Annotated in this window: 24 protein-coding genes; 20 read left to right on the forward strand and 4 right to left on the reverse strand. The window is 52.4% G+C overall.

Annotation, left to right across the window (positions count from 1 at the left end; translation table 11 throughout):
* From ACQY8X_RS12545 to ACQY8X_RS12555, 3 genes are all read left to right on the forward strand, one after another.
* Positions 1–253 (forward strand): hypothetical protein (locus ACQY8X_RS12545; RefSeq protein ID WP_428035483.1); only part of this gene is annotated, 253 nt, incomplete at its 5' end.
* On the forward strand, positions 246–1,190 hold the full coding sequence (locus ACQY8X_RS12550) for an alpha/beta hydrolase (protein ID WP_428035484.1): 945 nt from the start codon (positions 246–248) through the stop codon (positions 1,188–1,190). The genes ACQY8X_RS12545 and ACQY8X_RS12550, both read left to right, overlap by 8 nt.
* A gap of 28 nt (positions 1,191–1,218) precedes the next feature.
* Positions 1,219–2,316, forward strand: a complete 1,098-nt coding sequence (locus ACQY8X_RS12555) for an NAD(P)-dependent alcohol dehydrogenase (RefSeq protein WP_428035485.1) — start codon at positions 1,219–1,221, stop codon at positions 2,314–2,316.
* A gap of 129 nt (positions 2,317–2,445) precedes the next feature.
* On the opposite strand, the gene ACQY8X_RS12560 is transcribed toward ACQY8X_RS12555, so the two are convergent.
* Positions 2,446–4,608: a TonB-dependent receptor gene (locus ACQY8X_RS12560; protein ID WP_428035486.1), complete on the reverse strand. Its 2,163-nt coding sequence runs from the start codon at positions 4,606–4,608 to the stop codon at positions 2,446–2,448.
* Between the two features lie 213 nt (positions 4,609–4,821).
* On the opposite strand from ACQY8X_RS12560, the gene ACQY8X_RS12565 reads away from it, so the two are divergent.
* Genes ACQY8X_RS12565 through ACQY8X_RS12575 form a run of 3 tightly spaced genes read left to right on the forward strand, consistent with a single transcriptional unit; the run spans position 4,822 to position 5,963 of the window.
* Positions 4,822–5,415 (forward strand): CoA pyrophosphatase, encoded by a 594-nt coding sequence (locus ACQY8X_RS12565; protein WP_428035487.1) that lies wholly within the window; start codon positions 4,822–4,824, stop codon positions 5,413–5,415.
* A gap of 34 nt (positions 5,416–5,449) precedes the next feature.
* On the forward strand, positions 5,450–5,647 hold the full coding sequence (locus ACQY8X_RS12570; protein WP_428035488.1) for a DUF1289 domain-containing protein: 198 nt from the start codon (positions 5,450–5,452) through the stop codon (positions 5,645–5,647).
* Positions 5,648–5,660: 13 nt separating this feature from the next.
* Positions 5,661–5,963, forward strand: a complete 303-nt coding sequence (locus ACQY8X_RS12575; RefSeq protein WP_428035489.1) for an MTH1187 family thiamine-binding protein — start codon at positions 5,661–5,663, stop codon at positions 5,961–5,963.
* Positions 5,964–5,991: 28 nt separating this feature from the next.
* Here the strand turns inward: ACQY8X_RS12575 and ACQY8X_RS12580 are convergent, their stop codons facing one another.
* Positions 5,992–7,272: an HlyC/CorC family transporter gene (locus ACQY8X_RS12580; RefSeq protein WP_428035490.1), complete on the reverse strand. Its 1,281-nt coding sequence runs from the start codon at positions 7,270–7,272 to the stop codon at positions 5,992–5,994.
* Positions 7,273–7,383: 111 nt separating this feature from the next.
* Positions 7,384–8,169, reverse strand: a complete 786-nt coding sequence (locus tag ACQY8X_RS12585) for a cytochrome C assembly family protein (RefSeq protein WP_428035491.1) — start codon at positions 8,167–8,169, stop codon at positions 7,384–7,386.
* A 259-nt stretch (positions 8,170–8,428) separates the two neighbouring features.
* Here ACQY8X_RS12585 and ffh point away from each other — a divergent pair, with 259 nt between their 5' ends.
* The 14 genes from ffh (at position 8,429) to nfo (ending at position 21,064) form a co-directional block, all read left to right on the forward strand.
* Positions 8,429–9,820, forward strand: a complete 1,392-nt coding sequence (gene ffh, locus ACQY8X_RS12590; protein WP_428035492.1) for a signal recognition particle protein — start codon at positions 8,429–8,431, stop codon at positions 9,818–9,820.
* Between the two features lie 188 nt (positions 9,821–10,008).
* Positions 10,009–10,248 (forward strand): 30S ribosomal protein S16, encoded by a 240-nt coding sequence (gene rpsP, locus ACQY8X_RS12595; RefSeq protein WP_428035493.1) that lies wholly within the window; start codon positions 10,009–10,011, stop codon positions 10,246–10,248.
* A 31-nt stretch (positions 10,249–10,279) separates the two neighbouring features.
* Positions 10,280–10,813 carry a ribosome maturation factor RimM gene (rimM, locus tag ACQY8X_RS12600; protein WP_428035494.1) on the forward strand — a complete coding sequence of 178 codons (534 nt, stop codon included), beginning with the start codon at positions 10,280–10,282 and terminating at the stop codon, positions 10,811–10,813.
* Positions 10,814–10,816: 3 nt separating this feature from the next.
* On the forward strand, positions 10,817–11,566 hold the full coding sequence (trmD, locus tag ACQY8X_RS12605; RefSeq protein WP_428035495.1) for a tRNA (guanosine(37)-N1)-methyltransferase TrmD: 750 nt from the start codon (positions 10,817–10,819) through the stop codon (positions 11,564–11,566).
* A 17-nt stretch (positions 11,567–11,583) separates the two neighbouring features.
* Complete coding sequence (gene rplS / locus ACQY8X_RS12610) at positions 11,584–11,943, forward strand: 50S ribosomal protein L19 (protein WP_428035496.1); 360 nt, start codon at positions 11,584–11,586, stop codon at positions 11,941–11,943.
* A 171-nt stretch (positions 11,944–12,114) separates the two neighbouring features.
* Complete coding sequence (locus ACQY8X_RS12615; RefSeq protein WP_428035497.1) at positions 12,115–12,531, forward strand: hypothetical protein; 417 nt, start codon at positions 12,115–12,117, stop codon at positions 12,529–12,531.
* Positions 12,532–12,604: 73 nt separating this feature from the next.
* Complete coding sequence (xerD, locus tag ACQY8X_RS12620) at positions 12,605–13,516, forward strand: site-specific tyrosine recombinase XerD (protein WP_428035515.1); 912 nt, start codon at positions 12,605–12,607, stop codon at positions 13,514–13,516.
* A 183-nt stretch (positions 13,517–13,699) separates the two neighbouring features.
* A complete protein-coding gene (locus ACQY8X_RS12625) occupies positions 13,700–14,440 on the forward strand; it encodes a thioredoxin fold domain-containing protein (RefSeq protein ID WP_428035498.1) in 741 nt (246 codons plus the stop codon).
* Positions 14,441–14,645: 205 nt separating this feature from the next.
* Positions 14,646–15,941, forward strand: coding sequence for a homoserine dehydrogenase (locus ACQY8X_RS12630; RefSeq protein ID WP_428035499.1), 1,296 nt, complete (start codon positions 14,646–14,648; stop codon positions 15,939–15,941).
* 28 nt (positions 15,942–15,969) lie between these two features.
* Positions 15,970–17,364 (forward strand): threonine synthase, encoded by a 1,395-nt coding sequence (thrC, locus tag ACQY8X_RS12635; RefSeq protein WP_428035500.1) that lies wholly within the window; start codon positions 15,970–15,972, stop codon positions 17,362–17,364.
* A 72-nt stretch (positions 17,365–17,436) separates the two neighbouring features.
* Positions 17,437–18,246 carry a YdcF family protein gene (locus tag ACQY8X_RS12640; RefSeq protein WP_428035501.1) on the forward strand — a complete coding sequence of 270 codons (810 nt, stop codon included), beginning with the start codon at positions 17,437–17,439 and terminating at the stop codon, positions 18,244–18,246.
* Positions 18,239–19,972, forward strand: a complete 1,734-nt coding sequence (gene recJ, locus ACQY8X_RS12645) for a single-stranded-DNA-specific exonuclease RecJ (RefSeq protein ID WP_428035502.1) — start codon at positions 18,239–18,241, stop codon at positions 19,970–19,972. The genes ACQY8X_RS12640 and recJ overlap by 8 nt, the downstream gene beginning before the upstream one ends.
* Before the next feature lie 46 nt (positions 19,973–20,018).
* Positions 20,019–20,201 carry a hypothetical protein gene (locus ACQY8X_RS12650; protein ID WP_299201951.1) on the forward strand — a complete coding sequence of 61 codons (183 nt, stop codon included), beginning with the start codon at positions 20,019–20,021 and terminating at the stop codon, positions 20,199–20,201.
* Positions 20,198–21,064 carry a deoxyribonuclease IV gene (gene nfo, locus ACQY8X_RS12655; protein ID WP_428035503.1) on the forward strand — a complete coding sequence of 289 codons (867 nt, stop codon included), beginning with the start codon at positions 20,198–20,200 and terminating at the stop codon, positions 21,062–21,064. Before ACQY8X_RS12650 ends, nfo begins: the two co-directional genes overlap by 4 nt.
* Before the next feature lie 16 nt (positions 21,065–21,080).
* On the opposite strand, the gene ACQY8X_RS12660 is transcribed toward nfo, so the two are convergent.
* Entirely contained in the window at positions 21,081–21,653 is a 573-nt protein-coding gene (locus ACQY8X_RS12660) for a fused DSP-PTPase phosphatase/NAD kinase-like protein (protein ID WP_428035504.1), read from the reverse strand.
* Between the last annotated feature and the right edge of the window lie 109 nt (positions 21,654–21,762).

Genomic DNA, 21,762 nt, shown 5'->3' on the forward strand with positions numbered 1-21,762 from the left:
GGCGGTGGGTGTGGCCACCTGGGTGTTCTCCCCCATCCGTTTTCAGGCGGATATGGGGATTCTGCTGGCCTTTATGTTCCTGTTTAACATGCTGGGGGCGTTGATTCTGTTACCGGCGCTGGCGCATTTCCTGTTTGGCTCTACGGTGCTTGCTCCGTCTATTAGCAGCAGTGTGCCAGGGCAGAAGCCCAATAATCATGATCCGGATGGTCTCAAAAGCCAGCCGTTAACCGGGGAAAACAGTCATGCTTGATCTGCAGCTAAAAGCGATGCTGGAACAGGCGGCAGTTGCCGGTGCGCCGGACTTTGCTGATCTGCCCCCCGCTATTGCCCGTGAGGTTTACAGTCAGATACTGGCGGCCACCGATGTTGCCGTCGCTGATGGGGTGAATATTGCTGATCTGAGCATACCCGGCCCCGGCGGTGAACTGGCGCTGCGGTGCTACCATCCGGAGGGACAGGAGCAACTGGCTGGTGCGGTGCTCTATCTGCACGGTGGTGGTTTTGTGGTGGGTTGCCCCCGGGATTATGACGGTGTTGTCAGTCAGCTAAGCCGGTTGTCTGGCTGTCTGATTGTGCAGGTGGATTACCGTCTGGCACCGGAGCACCCCTATCCGGCGGCCGTCGAAGACAGTTATGCCGCACTCTGCTGGCTGGCAGATGCAGCGTCGGAGCTGGGAGTTGCACCCGGACAGATTGCCCTGGCCGGTGATAGCGCTGGTGCAAATCTGGCCGCGGTCTGTGCGTTGCTGGCACGGGATAACGCAGGTCCCTCAGTCTGCCAGCAAACCCTTATTTACCCCACTGCATCGGGCCCCGATACCCGATACGACTCTTATGATAAATATGGTGAGGGCTATACGCTGACCAACCGCAGCATGACCTATTTTATGAATCATTATCTGGCAGGCAGTGTTGAGCCGGTGGATTTTCGGTTTGCACCGCTGGAGGCCGCAAACCTGTCAGGACTGCCCCCGACTCTGATTCAGGTGGCGGGGTTTGATCCGCTGCGGGATGAAGGTATGGCGTACGCTGAGGCGCTGAAGCACGCGGGTTGCTCCGTCAGCCTGACTGAGTATCCGCAACTGGCGCACGGCTATATCAGCATGTCCGGTGCGGTGGCTGCAGCGGGGCGTGCGGTTGATGAAGTGGCGGCCGTCTGGCGGCAGGTTTTTAGCTCTGTAGCGTAAATCAGGATAATAATAACAGGAGAAATTTATGAAGATTCAAGCGGCTGTAGCCCGAACTGTTCACGGGCCACTGACTCTGGAAAGTCTGGAACTTGAGGAACCACGGGCGGATGAAATTCTGGTGCGCGTGGTGGCGACCGGTGTCTGTCATACCGATATCGTGGTGCGCGATGGCATGCTGCCAACGCCGATGCCGGTGGTACTGGGACATGAAGGGGCCGGTGTGGTTGAAAAGGTGGGAGCCAGTGTGACCAAAGTGGCTCCGGGTGACCATGTGGTGATGACCTATAACTCCTGTGGCGGCTGTCCCAGCTGCGAGGAACATGCCCCCAGTTACTGCCATGAGTTTTTCCCCCGCAATTTTTTTGCTACCCGGGAGGATGGCACGACGGCGTTGTCAAAAGAGGGTGAGGTAATCCAGAGTAATTTCTTTGGTCAGTCCTCGTTTGCCACTCACGCGTTGTGTCATGAGCGTAATATTGTCAAAGTGACCAATGAGGTACCGCTGGATCTGCTCGGGCCGCTGGCCTGTGGCGTACAAACCGGTGCTGGGGCGGTTATCAATGCGTTGCAAGTGAAGGCGGGTAAATCGATTGCGATCTTCGGTACCGGCTCGGTGGGGCTGTCAGCAGTGATGGCCGCCCATGCGATGGGTGCCACAACCATTATTGCCGTTGATATGAATGATGAGCGACTGGCCTTTGCCGAAGGGGTGGGGGCGACACACAGTCTGAATCCCGCTAACGGTGATGTTACCGCTGCAATCATGGAGATCACCGGTTACGGTGTCGACTATGCACTGGATACCACCGGACTGACTCCGGTGATCAGGGGCGCGGTATTGAGCCTGGCTCCACGGGGTTGCTGTGGTGTGCTGGGCGCGTCGGCCCCCGGTAGTGAGATTGTGCTCGATGAAGTGCACTTTATGAGTGGCGGTCGGCGTCTGATCGGTATCGTCGAGGGTGAGTCGAATCCGGACAGTTTTATTCCGCAGCTGATTAACCTGTACCAGCAGGGTAAATTCCCTTTCGACAAAATGGTCCGGTTCTATCCATTTGAGCAGATTAACGAGGCGATTGCGGATTCTGAATCCGGTGTCACCATCAAACCTGTGGTCAGAATGTAGGATGCCTTAGCGAAAGTGAATTAGCCCATACTTTCGTAGGCAATTGGAAAACAGGTATTGTTTTCGTGCCCACCACCTGCCGTATTAGCAGGTGGTGTTTTTTGCATTTTAGCAGTACGGAGACACGGCTCAGAACTGATAACTATAACTTAACATCACACTGCGGGGCGCACCCGGCGAGTATGATTTGTCCCCACTGGTATCCTTTTTAACCTCCACGGCGTAGCGTTTATCAAACAGGTTCTGCACATTCAGACTAAGCGTGTGAGGCCCGGTCTCATAGCCAAGATTGGCATTGGTGACAAAATCATAACCACCATAGGTTTCGCTGTTAGCGTTATCCAGGTAATACTCGCCCCAGCTGTCGGCCTGAAGCCTTAGTTTAACCCCGCTCGGATGTTTGTAGTCCAGGCTGAAACTGTAATAATGCTCGGGAATAAAGGGCAGCTGATTGCCGGAGCGGTCGAAGTTTGTCGGTACGCCCATGACGTATACAACTTCCGAAAAATCATCATATTTGTAGTCACTGTAGGCATAGTTAAAGCCCAGTTGCAGTTCACCGGGGACGCTGTCCTGCAGTACATTGACTGAACTGCTGAATTCGATCCCTTTTTTGTCTGTGCGGCCCGCGTTCTGGTAGATCGTCTCACCATCGGTACGCACCTGAATAATTTCGTCATCTACTGTGCTGGTGTAGGCGCTCAGATCGAACTGCCAATCGCTGGTGCGCCCTTTCAGACCGAACTCAACACTGGTATTGGTTGCGCTGCGCAGATCTTCATTGCTGCCCAGTTCGCTGGAGTAGGGCACCTGTTCCCCCTGAGAGATATTGCCAAACAGGGTGAAGGTATCATTCAGTTTATAGCTGCTGCCGATACGGGGGGCAAACAGGGTGAAGGTGCGGGTGAGTGAGCTGTCGCCACCACTGCCGGGAACGGTCAGATAACCGCCCATCCCATAGTTATAAGAGGTGTCGCTGTTCCAGGTATCCTGGTCTATTTTAATCTGATCCAGGCGGAAACCGGCATCGATCAGCAGGCGATCAGTCGGCCGCAGGTTTTCCTGCAGGAAGACACCGTATACCGTGTTGACCGAGTCCTGAACTTCCAGCAGCGCGCCTTTGCGATCAGACAGGGTTTTAATAATACGCGGGCCAGCGGTGACGATATCGGCATAGGCGTACTTACGCGCGTTATCGGTACGGTCCTGGCGGAAGGTCACGCCACTGACCAGGTTATCCTCGCCAATAAGGTTATGACTATAGTCCAGTTCAAGGTCGGTACCGAAGATGGCTACGCCGTCGGTGTCGTTGATCACGCCGGTGACCGGGTGAAAGTGACTCCACTGGTTGTAATACACCCGGGGTCTGAAGGTCAGGTCGCCCAGATCGACGCTCAGGCGGCTGTTAAAAAAGACGATCTCTGAGTTACGGGCGGTGTTTTTAAAGGCTGAATCATTGTCAGTCTGTTTACCGGTTTTTTTAAACTCAGCGAACTGGGCCTCATCCATACTGCCCGGCAGGTTGAGATCGGAGTGGGTCATGCTCAGTTCCATCTCCAGTTCAGAGTTATCGCTGGGCAGAATTCCCCCTTTAATACTTAGCTGATTGGATTCATATTCGTTGTTGCGCCGCCAGTCGTTATCCTGCGCCCGGTGTGAGGCGGTAATGGCCAGGGCGTTGCCCTCCTCTGTCATCCAGGATTTGCGCAGATGCAGATTACGGGTGCCCTCGTCGCCAAGCCCCAGTCTGAGCTGATCCCGGCGATCATCAAACACCGATTTGGAGATGATATGGATGGCGCCACCGGTAGATCCTGTTGCATAAATATTCGCCGGTCCTTTGCTGACCTCGATCTGCTCGATGTCCTGGGTATCGATAAAGTCCATGCGGGTAAAGCTATCAGGATCTGTGACCGGCACTCCGTCCCGCAGCACCATGATTTCGCGGATACCGTATTGCGCTTTCAGTCCGGCGCCACGGACAATCAGTCGTGAACTGCTGCCGCCGCTGGTGGACTGAATCAGGACGCCGGGCGTGCCTTTCAGGGCATCGGCGATGTTGAACATCTTTTCCTGTTCTAAGCGTTTCTGGTCGATGATGGAGATACTTTCCGGGACTTCGGCAGAGGTTCTCTCAGTGCGGGTAGCGGTTACCGTGATAACGTCAGTGGTGTTCTTAGTCAGGTTATTCTCTTCCGCCTGTACACTGATGCTGGAGAGCGCTGCGGTGATCATCAGTGTCAGTTGGCAGCGGGAAAAGTGTGGCAGATGCTTGTCCGAGAGAGAGGTCATAAGTCAGTCCGTGCAGAGATTTGGTTGCGCGGAAAATAAGCAATTAAGTCGGTTGAAACAATGTGACAAGTTGTCGCGTGACAAAGTGACGCAGTATCCGGAGCGGTTCGAATTGCGCTCAAAACATATCAGAACTAAACATTCATCGAAACCGGCGGTATGATGGTGCGATACTATTCATCGTTAGCCAGAAGTCATTCACAGTAACGCGCCATGATAAATCAGTTAAAACAGCGATTAGTCCGCTATGCTCCAAGGACCCTTGATAACGGTGGCCCACAAGCCAGTGTGCTGATTGCGCTGACCGATGATCCGGGTGATCCTGAGGTCATACTGACACGTCGTTGTGACCATCTGAGCACCCACAGCGGTGAGATCGCGTTTCCCGGTGGTAAACGGGATGACACCGACCCTGACCTGCTGTTTACCGCACTGCGCGAAGCCGAGGAAGAGGTGGGGCTAAAACCGGAAAGTGTACAGATTATCGGCCCTCTGGGGGATGTGCTATCGAAGCATAAGCTTCAGGTGAGGCCCTATGTGGGGATTATTCCTGCTGATGTTGAGCTGATACCCAACCTGGATGAGCTGGACCGGATTCATCGTGTGCCACTAAGTTTTTTCCTTGATGACCGGCGTCATCATACCGATAAGATCAGGTTCCGGGGGATGACTCACTACGTGCCCGCGTATGAGTTTGACGGTGATATTATCTGGGGGCTGACCGCCTATATGCTGGTGGAACTGCTTAATGTTGGCTTTGATGCCCGGATACCGATGAAGGTACGTCCGGAACACAGCATTCGCTAATCGCAATCTTTTATTAACCTGACAGATATAAAATATGAATAATAATGTTGCTCTCCCCCGTCCGGTCCGATCCCCCTGCATTGGTGTATGTGCGCTGGATGAGAAAGACCTCTGTATTGCCTGTCGTCGCACGGGTATGGAAATTGCTGAGTGGGGGGTGCTCACGGATGAGGAGAAAAAGCGGGTGTGGGTGCTGATCAGAGAGCGTGAAGAGCAGGATCAACAGGCCTGAGTCGGAGATGTGTATGAAGGTGATGATCGATCTTTGTGTGGTGCCGGTGGGTGTAGGCACCTCAGTGTCAGCCTATGTAACCGCTTGCCAGCGGGTGTTGCAGGACGCCGGGCTGTCTCATCAGATGCACGCTTATGGCACAAACATTGAGGGTGAGTGGGACGAGGTGTTTGCGGCGGTTAAACGCTGTCATGAAGTGGTGCATGAGATGGGGGCAGTACGGATCAGCAGCAGTATGCGTATTGGCACCCGTACCGACCGGGAGCAGAGCATGGACGATAAGATTAACAGCGTTAAAGCGCAGCTGAAACCGTAAACTGCGCGGAAAAACAGGGGGAAGAGGGTTACTCTTCCTCCTCTTCAAAATTGCGGTGCTGTTCGATAGCACGAATAGTTTTTATCTGGTTTTCGCTTACCTGCAAGGTTTCTATCCGGTAGTTGCCAATCAGCATACAGATATTGGCATCCGGGATCGCTTCCAGAATCTCCATCACCAGTCCGTTAATCGTTTTAGGCCCATCGGTGGGCAGATTCCAGTTAAGTGACTTGTTCACATCGCGGATGTTAGCGGTGCCATCAATAAAGTAACTGCCGTCAGACTGCGGATAGATGTCCTGGTTGTCCTCTTTGCCATTCAGTGACATCTCGCCAACGATCTCTTCGAGAATATCTTCCAGGGTAACCACGCCCTGAATATCACCATACTCATCCACCACCAGAGCTATACGGCGGCTCTCCTGCTGAAAGTTGAGCAGCTGGGTCTGCAGCGGAGTGCTTTCCGGGACGAAATAGGGCTCGTGGATCACCTGAAGAATGGCCGCTTTAGTGACTGAGTCCTGACGGAATACCTGTGCCAGGTTGCGCATATGTAATATGCCGACTACTTTGTTCAGCTCGCCGCGATAGACTGGCAGGCGGGTATGGGCGGTATTGCTCAGCTGATCAATAATGACGTCCAGCTCATTATCCATATCGATGCCGATCACCTCGTTACGGGGAATCATAATGTCATTGACGGTGACATCATCCAGTTCCAGTACCCCCAGCAGCATTGACTGGTTGCGCTGTTGCAGCACGGCTCCCGATTCATTTACCAGGGTGCGCAGCTCTTCGGTGCTAAGGTGATGGTTCTCGCCAGCGGTGACTTTAACACCGATCAGTTTGAGCAAACTGTTGGTGATCAGATTGACAAACCACACCAACGGGTAGAGAAGTTTCAGCAGTGGCTGAAGGACATAGGCGGCTGGAAAGGCGATCTTTTCCGGATAAAGTGCCGCGACCGTTTTGGGTGAGACCTCTGCAAAGATCAGAATAACCATGGTCAGGGCAGCGGTGGCGATGAAAATTCCCCCCTCTCCCCAGAGCTGAACTGCAATAATGGTGGCAATCGATGAAGCCAGGATATTGACGAAATTGTTGCCGATCAGAATTACGCCGATCAGACGGTCCGGGCGTTTTAGCAGCTTATTCGCTTTAACGGCGCCTCTGTGCCGGTTTTTTACCAGGTGTCGTAACCGATAGCGGTTAAGTGACATCATGCCTGTTTCAGAACTTGAGAAAAAGGCTGAACAGAGAATCAGAAAAAAGAGAAGTCCCACAAGGGACTCAATCGATGCGCCTTCCAAGACGGTAAACCTATGGTTGCTAATTGGAAAGACATTGTCGGGTTTAACCCCCGATACTGTCAAGCATACTAAGGTTTCAGTAGCACGGTTTTCACATCAGCAGCTGTTGTATTACAGAAGTAATTCAACCACAAACTTACTGCCAAAGAAGGACAGCATCAGCACGATAAAGCCGCCGACGGTCCAGCGGATCGCTTTGTGACTGCGCCAGCCCAGCAAGTGACGGCCAACCAGCAGGGTGGCGTAGAGCAGCCAGGCCAGAATTGACAGGACGGTTTTATGCACCAGATGCTGAGCAAACAGGTCATCAAATACGATAGCGCCGCTGATCAGAGAGAGGGTCAGCAGAATCAGACCCACCCAGATCATCTCAAACAGCAGGGTCTCCATGGTTTGCAGCGGCGGCAGGGATCGCAGCAAACCTTTGGTGATGTGATGTTTGAGCTGATACTCCTGCTTCGCCAGCAATACCGCCTGAAACGCCGCCAGAGTAAAGATGCTGTAAGCCAGGATAGAGATCAGAATGTGGATAACCAGGCCGACGTCATAGTGCTTGCCCACAGGGGAGTCGAGCCCGAACAGGGTAAAGAACAGGGCACCCGCAGCCAGCGGGAATACCCCGATAAACAGGTTGTCGATTTTTTGCCGCAGGGAACTGAGTATCACCAGTGCCGCGACCAGCCAGCCGATCAGCGAGCCGGCACTGAAAAACTCCAGATGAATGCCGGTCGGACGGTGCAGGTCAAGATAAGCAGAGTAACCATGACTGATAACGGCGACTAAACCGATCAGGCGGATCAACGAGCTGTTTATACTGCGCCCGCTGACGACCTGCCACTGTAAAACAGCAGCGATCAGATAACAGATAATGGCGATAATTGCGGGCAGAATATGCATTTGCGGTTAGCTCATCAGTTCCATAGAGTTTGCAGGCGCTAAGTGTGTCATAAATACGGGTGCGATGAAATATTGATACCAGGCCAATTGATGTGGGTTGTGATAAACCCGGTTACGGAATAGTCAGTAACCTGGATTATCAGGTTCCTAAAGCGCGCGCCTGCTGTATAATGCTGGACTTTATTTTGCTGTAACAGAGAGTCTGCAACGACGGACTCTGACATAAACAGTAGCGGATTTAATACCTCAAGGCGTAACTATGTTTGAGAATCTGACGGATCGTCTGGCGAAAACGCTTAAAACGATTACGGGCCAGGCAAAACTGACCGAAGACAATATTCAGGGCACTCTGCGTGAAGTGCGAATGGCGCTGCTGGAAGCAGATGTGGCGTTGCCCGTTGTTAAAGCGTTTATTAACAACGTCAAAGAGCGTGCTGTCGGCACTGAGGTCAGCAAGAGTCTGAGCCCGGGCCAGGTATTCGTAAAGATTGTCCAGCAGGAACTGGAAAAAGTGATGGGGGAGGCCAACGAAGGCCTTAACCTGGCGGTTCAGCCGCCTGCTGTTGTCATGATGGCGGGTCTGCAGGGTGCGGGTAAAACCACCTCGGTCGCCAAACTGTCGCGTTTTCTGCGTGAACGGGAGAAGAAAAAGGTCCTGGTGGTTTCTGCCGACGTCTACCGTCCTGCAGCGATCAAACAGCTGGAAACACTGGCTGCGGAAGTGTCAGTGGACTTTTTTCCCTCCTCTATCGAGCAGAAGCCGATCGATATCGTCAATGCGGCGATACATCACGCCCGGATCAAACATTTTGATGTTCTGATTGTTGATACCGCCGGTCGTCTGCATGTCGATAGCGATATGATGGATGAGATCAGGGCGCTGCATACGGCGATCAAACCGGTCGAGACACTGTTTGTGGTTGACGCGATGACCGGTCAGGATGCCGCTAATACGGCGAAAGCATTCAATGATGTGCTGCCGCTTACCGGTGTGATCCTCACCAAAACCGATGGTGATGCTCGCGGTGGTGCGGCGCTATCGGTTCGGCATATCACCGGCAAGCCAATTAAATTCCTGGGTGTGGGTGAGAAGGTTGACGCACTGGAACCGTTCCACCCGGATCGTATCGCATCGCGGATTCTGGGGATGGGCGATGTGCTCTCCCTAATCGAAGAGGTCGAACAGAAGGTCGATAAAGAGAAAGCTGAGCGGCTTGCTAAAAAGGTTCAGACCGGTAAAGGCTTTGATCTGGAGGATTTCCGTGATCAGCTGCAGCAGATGAACAACATGGGGGGTATGGCGTCGCTGCTGGATAAGCTGCCGGGTATGGGGCAGATGGCTCCGGCGATGCAGGGCGCTAACCTGTCGAATGCTGAAAAAGGCTTTAAACAGTTTGAGTCGATCATCAATTCGATGACCCCGCATGAGCGTAAACGCCCGGATGTGATCAGCGGTTCCCGGAAAAAACGTATCGCGATGGGGTCAGGCACTCAGATTCAGGATGTTAATCGTCTGCTGAAACAGCATAAGCAGATGGCCAAAATGATGAAGAAGTTCTCTACGAAAGGGGGCATGGCCAAAATGATGCGCGGCATGAAAGGGATGATGCCGGGCGGTATGGGCGGTCCTGGTGGTTTTCCGCGGATGTGATCGTCAACTAATCATGTGATTATTAAATAATCAAAAAGCTTCACAGGCGCGGCAAATTCACGTAATATGCCGCACCTGATTTTTAAATGGGTGCGGTCTGCGTCGGTGTTCTGTCAGAAACCGGAACGGGGCTGTTATCTGTAAACTGTGAGCGATTTCAAAACTCACTTAATAAAGGGACCTAACGCATGGTAACTATTCGTCTAGCTCGTAGTGGCGCTAAAAAGCGTCCGTTTTATCACCTGACTGTGGCTGATTCTCGTAATCCGCGTGACGGTCGTTTTATTGAGCGTGTTGGCTTCTTCAATCCACTGGCAAAAGGCCAGGAAGAAAGTCTGCGTATTAACCTGGAACGTATTGAGTACTGGGTTGCTAAAGGCGCACAAATGTCTGACCGTGTTGCTAAGCTGGTTAAAGAAGCTAAGTAAACATTTTTAAGCAATCAGTCGGGTTTGAGTGATGAGTGGCTATACGTCTGAAGATATAATAACCGTCGGGCGAATCACCACACTTTATGGTGTTAAGGGTTGGGTTAAAGTGTATTCCCATACCGAGCCGATGGAGAGCATCCTCGAATATTCGCCGTGGCTACTGAACATTAATGGTCAGTGGAAACCGTTCAAAATTGCGGACGGTAAACGACACGGTAAAGGGCTGGTCGCAAAGCTGGCTGGAGTCGATGATCGGGATCTTGCGCGACAGTATTGTGGCGTTGATATTGCGATTGAGAAGAGTCTGCTTCCTGAGTTGGAAGAGGGCGACTTCTACTGGAGCCAGTTGGAAAAGCTTGAAGTATTAACCGAGTCCGGTGAAAAACTGGGTAAGGTGAGTCATCTGATCTCTACCGGATCTAACGATGTGTTGGTAGTGAAAGGTAACGCAGAGAGTATTGATCGCCGCGAGCGATTGATCCCCTATCTGCCGGATCAGGTGGTTAAAGAGATAAACCTTGAAGAAGGTACGATTCGGGTCGATTGGGACCCGGAGTTTTAACCGGTGTGGATCGGTGTTGTAACCCTTTTCCCAGAGATGTTTGAGGCGATAACCCGCCACGGCGTCACCGGGAGAGCAGTGCGCAACGGCTTGCTGGATGTGCAGTGCTGGAACCCTCGGGAGTTCACAAAGGATAAACACCGTACGGTGGATGACCGCCCTTATGGCGGAGGTCCCGGGATGTTGATGAAGGTGCAGCCGCTGCGGGATGCAATCCATGCAGCGAAAAAAACTGCCGGTGAAAAGACCAGAGTGATCTATCTTTCACCGCAGGGGCGCCGGCTTGATCATGCTGGGGTTAAGGAGCTGGCTGCTGAAGAGCGGTTGATTCTGGTTGCAGGGCGCTATGAAGGTATTGATGAGCGTCTTGTTGAGACTGAGATTGATGAAGAGTGGTCATTAGGGGATTTTGTCCTCAGTGGCGGCGAACTGCCAGCAATGGTAATGATCGATGCAGTTTCACGATTGGTTCCTGGCGTACTTGGACATCAGGATTCAGCTGCAGAGGACTCCTTCAGTGATGGATTGCTGGATTGTCCGCATTACACCCGTCCGGAAAAACTCGACGATATGTCCGTACCAGATGTGTTGCTTGGCGGTAACCATGAATCGATCAGACGCTGGCGTCTGAAACAGCAGCTGGGGCGAACCTGGAAACGGCGTCCGGAACTGCTGCAGGATCTTGAGTTAAGCAAAGAGCAGCTAACATTGTTAAACGAATTTATCCGTGAGACAGAAGCGTCTCAGGGTTAGTATTTTAGGAGCGAGCGATGAGCAGCAAAAACCTAATCATTCAGCAGATCGAAGCTGAACAGATGAACAAAGAAATCCCAGAATTTTCACCGGGTGATACCGTTGTTGTTCAGGTAAAAGTAGTTGAAGGCGAGCGTAAGCGTCTGCAGGCGTTTGAAGGCGTTGTGATTGGTAAGCGTAACCGTGGCGTTAACTCTGCGTTCACCGTGCGTAAACTTTCTCACGGTGTTGGCGTTGAGCGTACTTTCCAGACTTTCTCTTCAACTGTAGACAGCATTGAAGTTAAGCGTCGCGGTGATGTACGTCAGGCTAAACTGTACTACCTGCGTGAGCGTAGCGGTAAGTCTGCACGTATTAAAGAAAAACTGTCTAAGTAATCTGCTTACCAGTTTGAGTATAAAAGGCGGCCCTGGCCGCCTTTTTTCTTGTCTGGAATTCGCTTGATTGTTGAACTCGCATTAATATGCAGGCAGGATGTAACGGGTGCTGTGGCCTTTTTTTGAAAGGGTGCGGTGATGATGGGGTTGATGATTGCTTAGGTTGGAGCTGTGACGAGACTATCGATCGGGCTGAGTTCCTTTGTACTGCTAGTGGTTATGACAGCGTATGCAGGGGATGGTAGCGTAGCGGGTGATACTGAACGCAATGAGTCAGGTTCCAGTGCTGTCATGAGCAAAGAAGAGGCTCGTCGGCAGGCTACCCGTGAGGCTATTCAGCGTGCGGTCTTAGGTGGTCATACTCAGCAGGCTTTGGCGGAGAAACGCTATGAGTCTGTTAGTCATGAAGAGATATCCGGATACATCGGTAGTTGGGTAAAGCTGGAAACCTATTTTGGCCGTAAGGTTGAGGGTACACTGAAGAGTGTCGATGGCAATATACTGTATATCGATGAGCATCTTGGTCAGGGTAGTGCAAGCTATCCTATTGATAAAACAAAACTTTCCGGGCTAAAAGTGCTTAGATGACGCTGTCCCGGTAACGGATTCCCACTGAGTGACTAGCGAACGGTCAACTGATCTGCTACCAGCGGATGCCCGGATGACGGCTGAACATCCATCTCTTCGTGATGCTGAACTGATTGAACAGTACATTGATGCGCTCTGGCTGGAGAAGGGGTTGAGTAAAAATACCCTCAGCTCATACCGCCGCGATCTTTCTATCTACGCCTGCTGGCTGAACAGCCGCAACGCTTTTCTACTTGAATCCTGTCGGACAGACCTGCTGAGTTATCTTAACTGGCGTGTGCGGCAGCGGATGAAAGCCAGTTCTACATCGCGATTATTGTCGTGTCTGCGCGGGTTCTTTCGCTATCTGTTGCGCGAAGGGATGTTAGTCGAAGACCCAACGCTGCAGGTTGAAAGCCCCAAGCGGGGACGGCCACTGCCTAAAAGCTTAAGTGAGTCCGAGGTTGAAGCGCTGCTGCAGGCTCCTGATCTGAGTGATGCTCTTGGCCTGCGTGACCGGGCGATGCTGGAGATGCTCTACTCATCCGGCTTGCGGGTGAGTGAGCTGGTCGGCTTGCAGCTGTCGCAGATTAACTTGCGCCAGGGGGTGATCCGGGTGGTGGGTAAAGGGGATAAAGAGCGTCTGGTGCCGCTGGGTGATGAAGCAGCAGACTGGCTGGTGCGGTATCTTAAAGAGGGTCGTCCTGCACTGATTGCTGATGCTGAGAATGAAGTAGTATTTCCCAGTCGCAGAGGTCAGCAGATGACCCGGCAAACCTTCTGGCACCGTATCAAGCGTCATGGACTGGCTGCCGGAGTCGAGCAGTTGCCATCACCCCATGTGCTGCGCCATGCGTTTGCCACTCACCTGCTGAATCATGGTGCCGACCTGCGGGTTGTGCAGTTGCTGCTGGGACATAGCGATCTCTCTACCACACAGATCTATACGCATATTGCCCGTCATCGGTTACAATCGCTGCATCAGCAACATCACCCCCGGGGGTGAGTTTAATGTTGATTTTCAGGTTATTTTCAGTTTCCTGGTGTAGTTTTTGGGTAAGTCTTGAAACTAAGTGGGCCTTTTAGCGTCTTAAAGGCTGATAGTTTCTACAGCAGGTAAACCGGAACAGGTGCAATATAGCTTTTTACGCTCTCCCTGATGGGCAGTGTAAGGGTAGTTGAGGACATTATGCGAAAAATATTTTTCACGATAGTTGCTATGGCGTTGCTGAGCTTTAATGCTACAGCTGATGAGAGTAAAGAGGCGGCTATCCGTTCAGCATTAAGCATGCTGAATAGTCAGGTGCCGATTGTTGCTGTGGCTGATGCTCAGTTTCCGGGCCTGTATGAAGTCACTCTGGCCAGTGGCGAAAAGTTGTATGTGAATGAAACGGGCAGTCACTTTATTGTCGGTGAAGTGTATAAGGTACAGACCGATGGTCGTCTGGTAAACCTCACCGAAGAGGGAAAGAAAGCTGGCAGGATAGAGCAGTTAGCGACGGTTAACCCGCAGGATATGATTATTTTTCCAGCTAAGGGTGAAACCAAAGCACACATGACGGTTTTTACCGATACCGACTGTTTCTACTGCCGTAAGCTGCATAAAGAGATGGCGCAGATTAATGCCAGGGGGATCGAAGTCCGTTATCTGGCGTTTCCTCGTGCCGGAGCAGGATCTAAAACTGAACAGGTGATGGAGTCTATCTGGTGCGCCGATAAAACAGATCAGCAATCGCTGTTTACCCAGGCAAAGTCCGGCGTAACTATCCCCACGCTGAGCTGCGAAAACAGCCCGGTGATGAGTCAGTATGAGCTGGGGCAGAAGATGGGGGTTACCGGAACTCCAGCGCTGGTGCTACAGGATGGTACTCTGGTGCCAGGCTATATGCCTGCCGATCAGTTAGCCAAGATGCTGGGTGTTGTTAACTAAATATCGACAATATCCGGTTTTTACAATTAAGGGAGCTGTAGGCTCCCTTTTTTGTTGTCGTTGAACTATTCGATGTGGATTTTTTTTACATCGGGCAGGGCTCCGCATAGAGCTTAGGCTTGGATTTAGCTATAATGCGTGCCTATTTTTTAACCGCAGAAATGTCTGCCGCTCGAATAGCATAGTAATAGCGCGAGGTAATGGTTTGAAACCTGTAAAAGTTGGTATCTGTGGTCTTGGCACCGTTGGTGGCGGTACGTTTAATGTACTGAAGCGCAACGCCGAAGAGATCTCCCGTCGTGCGGGTCGTAGCATCGTTGTAGAATCGATTGGCGCCCGTCGTGTAAATCCCGATTGCGACACCTTTGGTACCCATATTACAGGGGATATTTTTGAGATCGCCACCAACCCTGAAATTGACATCGTTGTTGAGCTGATCGGTGGCTATGACACCGCGCTGAAATTGGTGATGACCGCTATTGAAAACGGAAAGCATGTCGTCACTGCTAACAAAGCACTGATCGCCGTTCATGGTAATGAGATCTTCGAAGCGGCGCAGAAAAAGAATGTGATGGTGGCATTTGAAGCCTCGGTTGCTGGTGGTATTCCGGTGATCAAGGCGATCCGTGAGGGGCTTTCCGGCAACAAGATTAACTGGCTGGCGGGGATCATCAACGGTACCGGTAACTTTATTCTCACCGAGATGCGTGACAAAGGCCGTGATTTTGCTGATGTACTGGCGGAAGCGCAGGCGCTTGGTTATGCCGAAGCCGACCCAACCTTCGACGTTGAGGGGATCGATGCGGCCCATAAACTGACCATACTGGCGTCTATTGCCTTTGGTATTCCGTTGCAGTTTGATAAAGCTTACACCGAAGGTATCAGCAATATCACGGCTGAAGATGTCCAGTATGCCGAAGAGCTGGGTTACCGTATTAAGCATCTGGGTATCAGTCGTCGCACTGAAGCAGGCATTGAACTACGGGTTCATCCGACGATGATTCCGGAGAAAGCACTGCTGGCGAATGTTCATGGGGTTATGAATGCGGTGCTGGTGGATGGCGATGCTGTCGGTCAGACTATGTATTACGGTGCCGGTGCCGGTGCTGAGCCTACTGCTTCTGCCGTCGTGGCTGATATTGTTGATGTGGTTCGCACCCTGACCGCAGACCGTGATAACCGGGTGCCGCATCTGGCATTCCAGCCTGGCAGCCTGTCTGCCCTGCCGATTTTACCGGTTGAGGCGATTGTCAGTGGCTATTACCTGCGTCTGACGGTTAATGAGAAGCCCGGTGTTCTGGCTAAGGTCGCGTCAATTCTGAGCGAGTCTGAGATCAGTATTGATGCCATTGTGCAGAAAGAGACCCATCAGCAGCAGGTGCCAATCATTATTCTGACTCAGGATGTCGAAGAGAAACGGATGAATCAGGCAATCGCTAAAATCGAAGCGCTGGCTGACGTCAATGAACCCGTTACCCGTATCCGTGTTGAGCACCTCTAAGGCAATCGCAAGAGCAGGAATTTAGACAGTGAAATATATCTCTACCCGGGGCCAGGCCCCCGCGCTGAATTTTGAGGAAGTATTGCTGGCCGGTCTGGCCAGCGATGGTGGTCTGTATGTACCTGAAGTGTTGCCAACCTTCAGCCAGGAGGAGATCGCCTCCTGGGCGGGTCTGCCTTACAACGAGCTGGCGTATAAGATTATCAAACCGTTTGTTGCTGACTGTGTAGCAGACAACGATCTGAAACAGATGATCGACGACACCTATGCCGGGTTTAACCACATTGCGGTTGCGCCACTGAAAGAGCTGGGCACCAACGAGTGGGTGCTGGAACTATTCCACGGCCCGACCCTGGCATTTAAAGACTTCGCCCTGCAACTGCTGGGTCGGCTGATGGATTATGCCCTGAGCAAACGTCAGGAACGTCTGGTGATTATGGGAGCGACCTCGGGTGATACCGGTTCTGCCGCGATTGAGGGGTGTCGTCACAGCGATCATCTGGATATCTTTATCCTGCATCCTTACAACCGGGTGTCTGAAGTCCAGCGTAAGCAGATGACCACGATTCTTGAAGATAATGTCTTCAACATCGCTCTGGAAGGTAACTTCGATGATTGTCAGGAGATGGTTAAAGACAGTTTTGCCAACCAGGACTTTCTTGGCGGCCGTAAGCTGGGTGCAGTCAACTCGATCAACTGGGCACGTATCATGGCCCAGATCGTTTACTACTTCTCCGCTTCACTGGCGGTGGGTGGTCCTCATCGCGAAGTGGCATTCTCGGTGCCGACCGGTAATTTTGGCGATATTTTCGCCGGCTATCTGGCGAAACAGATGGGCCTGCCGATCAGTCAGCTGGTGGTGGCGACGAATAAGAATGATATTCTGCACCGGGTTATTTCCGGCAACGATATGAGTAAGGGAGAGCTGGTGCATACCCTGTCTCCGTCAATGGATATTATGGTGTCGTCTAACTTTGAACGTCTGCTGTTCGATGTTTACGGCCGTGATGGTGCAGCGATCAGTGAACTGATGGCGAAGTTTAAAACCCAGCCGGTACAACTGGATCAGGCGCGCTGGGAAGCGGTGCGTGAACTGTTCGATAGCTATTCCTGTGATGACGAAGCGACCTGTGAAGTGATCGCTAAAGTGGCCGCTGAGACCGGTTACCTGCTGGATCCGCATACCGCCATCGGGGTGGCTGCAGGGCGAGAATGTAATCGCGATGCCAGTGTGCCGATGATTGTGCTGTCCACTGCGCATCCGGTGAAATTCCCGGAAGCTGTGCTGAAAGCAGGCCTCGAATCACCGCAGCTACCGACTCATATGGCGGATCTTTTTGAGCGTGAAGAGCGGTTTACTGTACTGCCAAATCAATTGGCGGCAGTGCAGCAGTTTGTCGCAGATAACGTTCATAATAAGTAATTACTTGCTGCTTTAATAATAGCCCGTTAGAGTCTCTGGCTTTAACGGGCTTTTTATTGGGGGATAATAAGCATGGACCTGTTTTTTCTGTTATCGAAAGGTTTCTGGGTGTTAGCTAACCCGGGTAATTTGCTTATTCTGATATTGGTGTTAGCGCTGTTTAAGGGATGGCGAACACTCACATCGGTGGTTGCTGTTTGCTTATTATTGATTACCTTCTATCCGGTCGGGGATCTGCTGTTACAACCGCTGGAAAAACGCTTTTCTCCACCGGCGACACTGCCTGAAAAGATCGCTGGAATTATCGTGCTTGGCGGCGCAGAGGAAGCAGAGTTAAGTTCAATCTGGAACCAGCCCCAGTTTAATATGGCGGCGGAACGGGATATGCTGATGTTGCCGCTGATGCAGCGTTATACCGATGTTCCGGTTATCCTGACCGGTGGCTCAGGCTCGGTACGTAAGCCTGAGTTTCGCGGTGCCGATGTGCAGCAAACCTGGTTGCAGCAACAGCAGTTAGATAAACAGGTTATCTTTGAGCGGGATTCCCGCAACACCTTCGAAAACGCCATCTATAGCCAGGGCGTTTTGCCGCCGGGAGCCGATTATGCTGATCCGCGGGGCTGGTTGCTGGTGACCTCTGCATTTCATATGCCGCGTTCGGTGGGTATCTTTCGTGGCCAGGGCTGGAATGTAATCCCCTATCCTGTTGATTATTATTCAAAACCTGCCGGGCTGAACAGCTGGCGGGCTGACCTTGGCCGTAATCTGTATGAGCTGTCTATCGGGGTGCGAGAATGGATCGGTCTGGGCGCTTACTATGTAACCGATAAAACCGATGAGCTGTTCCCTTCCGCGAATCTGGATATCAGTCTGAATGAGTGAACTCATCATCCGTCGCCGCGAGGCCGACCCGAACAGTAAAGTTTTCAGTCAGGTGCACCCGTTGCTGGCGCGTATTTACACCAGTCGCGGTCTGGATGATGCTGAGGCTCTGGGACGTAGTCTGCAACAGCTGCAAACCGGCCGGGATATGCTCGGCCTGGCTCAGGCGGTTAAACGACTGCTTCTGGCGTTGCAGCAGGATCAGCATATCCTGATTATTGGTGACTTTGATTGCGATGGTGCTACCAGTACCGCGCTGGCTGTACTGGGGCTGGGCATGATGGGGGCCAACCGGGTCAGCTATCTGGTGCCCAACCGGTTTGAGTTTGGTTATGGTCTTAGTCCGGAGATCGTCAGGGTGGCGGCACAGCAACAGCCGGACCTGATTATCACCGTGGATAACGGCATCTCCAGTGTCAGCGGGGTTGCTGAAGCGAATGCGCTGGGCATCGATGTATTGATTACCGACCACCATCTGCCCGGGGATCAGTTGCCGGATGCCTGTGCCATTGTAAACCCGAATCAGCCGGGTTGTGATTTCAGCGAGAAATCCACCTGTGGCGTGGGGGTTATCTTCTATGTGATGACAGCGTTACGCCGGGCGTTGGAAGAGCTGAACTGGTTTGAACAGCGAGGCCTTGCTAAACCCAACCTGGCATCGCTGCTGGATCTGGTGGCGCTAGGGACGGTCGCCGATGTTGTGCCGCTGGAGCAGAATAACCGCACCCTGATCTATCAGGGATTACAACGCATCCGTTCGGGCAAAGCCCGGCCGGGCATTATGGCACTGATCGAGATTAGCGGTCGCCAGCGCAGCCGCCTCAGCGCAACGGATCTTGGCTTTGCCCTGGCGCCGCGTTTGAATGCTGCGGGCCGTCTGGACGATATGTCGATCGGTATCGAATGTTTGCTGACCAATGATCCCGATCGGGCTCAGAAACTGGCGCTGCAGCTGGATACCCTGAATCAGGAGCGCCGGGGGATCGAGCAGGAGATGCAGCAGCAGGCGGTGGCGTTGCTGGATGAGTTGCAGCTGGACGCCGAGGGGGCGTTGCCTTTTGGGCTTTGTCTCTACGATCCGGACTGGCACCAGGGCGTTATCGGTATTCTGGCATCGAGAATTAAAGAGAAGCTTAATCGACCGGTGGTAGCCTTTGCCATGGGTGATGCAGGCGAACTGAAAGGTTCTGCGCGCTCAGTGCCAGGCTTTCATATCCGTGATGGACTGGATGCGGTGGCGGCGAAACATCCAGAGCTGTTGAAGAAGTTTGGCGGCCATGCGATGGCTGCCGGTATGACTATCGCGGCAGAGAATCTGGGCCTGTTTCAACAGGCGTTTGATGCCGAGGTGCGGCGTCAGCTGAGTGCTGAACAGTTGCAGCATGCGGTGCTGACCGATGGTTGTTTATCCGGTGCTGAGTTGTCGATGGAGATGGCTGAACTACTGCGTGAGTCGGGTCCCTGGGGACATCAGTTTCCGGAGCCGTTGTTTGATGGCGAGTTCTCCCTGCTGCAGCAACGGATCGTCGGCCAGCGGCACCTGAAACTGGTGCTGATGGAACCCGCCAGTGGTATCGCCATTGATGCGATCCACTTTAATGCGGATACTACCCTCTGGCCCAATGATGCCATTCAGCGGGTGCGTGCTGTGTATCGGCTTGATGTAAATGAATTTCGCGGGCAACGCAGCCTGCAACTGATGATTGACCACCTGCTGCCCCTCTGATCAGGCAGCAATTTTTTTGATTAAGCGCTATTGAAGAGACTAAACCATGAATGATTTTACCCTGGACGAACTGAACACCCTGATCGCTGTATTTGAAAAGGCGGGTGTGGCCGACGATAGCAGTGCTGAAGCACTGATGTTCAGTCGTATCAAAACCGCACAGGCAGAGCGTGCTGAACTGGAAAGTATGGATTTTGATGATTGTCTTGGCGGTGCCTGCAAGCTGTGAGTCGCGCTTTTTTGAATTATTTTGTCGGTGCCCATGTCAGCGCCAGCGGCGGGGTTGAAAATGCCCCGCTTAACGCCGCTAAACTGGGTGCCAATGCGTTTGCCCTGTTTACTAAAAACCAGCGTCGCTGGGATGCCAAGCCGCTGACTAAGGGTAATATCAGTAAGTTTCGTGATAGTTGTGAACGCTTAGGCTTTGCGCCTGAACAGATCCTCCCCCATGACAGCTATCTGATCAATCTGGGCCATCCTGAAAGCGAGCCATTAGAAAAGTCCCGTGCCGCGTTTATCGACGAACTGCAGCGCTGTGAACAGCTGGGTTTGTGCTACCTCAACTTTCACCCCGGCAGTCACCTGCGCAAGGTGGATGAGGAAACCTGCCTTAACACCATCGCCGAATCGATCAATATCGCCCTGGATAAAACCGCTGGCGTGACCGCCGTGATCGAGAATACGGCCGGTCAGGGCAGTAATCTGGGCTGCCGCTTCGAACATCTGGCGCATATTATCGCTGGGGTGGAAGACAAAAGCCGGGTCGCTGTTTGCCTCGATACCTGCCACACTTTTGCTTCGGGTTACGATCTGCGTGACCAGGCCGACTGCGAGCAGACCTTCGCTGAGTTTGAGCGGATTGTCAGTTTTGACTATCTCAAAGGGATGCACCTGAACGATTCCAAAGCGGCGTTCGACAGCCGTAAAGACCGTCATCACAGTCTCGGCATGGGGGAGATCGGTCTGGAAGTGTTCCGCTTTATCATGTCCGACGACCGTTTTCGCGGTATTCCGCTGGTGCTGGAAACTATCGATGAGACGATCTGGGCAGAAGAGATCCAGATGTTGCGAGGATTTAGTTTAACAGACTGACTGCTTGAACGAGTTTTCACTGTTTAAGTTGTTGACGTATCCGCTCGACATCCAGCCCCTTAATCAGCTCCACCAGATTAGGAAAGATGGCGGCGTGATAGCCGTAACCGCCGTTGATCATCTCATCCAGTGCCTGCTGTTTGCTCCAGCCCTGTTCGACAATCCGGTAGGTTGCTACCACGGTGCCGGTGCGGTCAGAACCGTGCCAGCAGTGCACCAGTAATGGTCCCTTGCTGTTTCTGATAATTCTCAGGGCTTCAATTAACTGATCTTCGGTGACCTTGCCGGTGCGTAGTTTCAGCTGGTGGAGTGTTAATTGGGTTTTGCCCGCTTCATCCTCATCGTTATGAAACTCTCTCAGGTTGAGCACCTCTTTGATGCCGAACGCCGCTATTTGGGGGAAGGCTTCGTCGCCAGGTTGTTCGGAACGGTAGAGGAGATCGTCGACACGGTAAAAGTTGTTCAGCTCTGAGCCGATGACCGGAGTGGCCCAGGCATCTGGGCGCAGACGGGTTTCTGCATGGCTTAGCGAGCTGAGTGTGAGTAAAAGAAAGGTATAAAGCAGGGACGTTTTAATGCTGCGGGTCATGATGAAATCCTTTTCCTGTGAGTGCTGACTCTATCTTAACCAGAGTGGTTATAAAACCCTCCGGGTTGTCATCTTTCTGTCACCCGGACTTAATAAGCTGTTGGTATCA

Source organism: Amphritea sp., assembly GCF_050300915.1.
Classification (GTDB): domain Bacteria; phylum Pseudomonadota; class Gammaproteobacteria; order Pseudomonadales; family Balneatricaceae; genus Amphritea.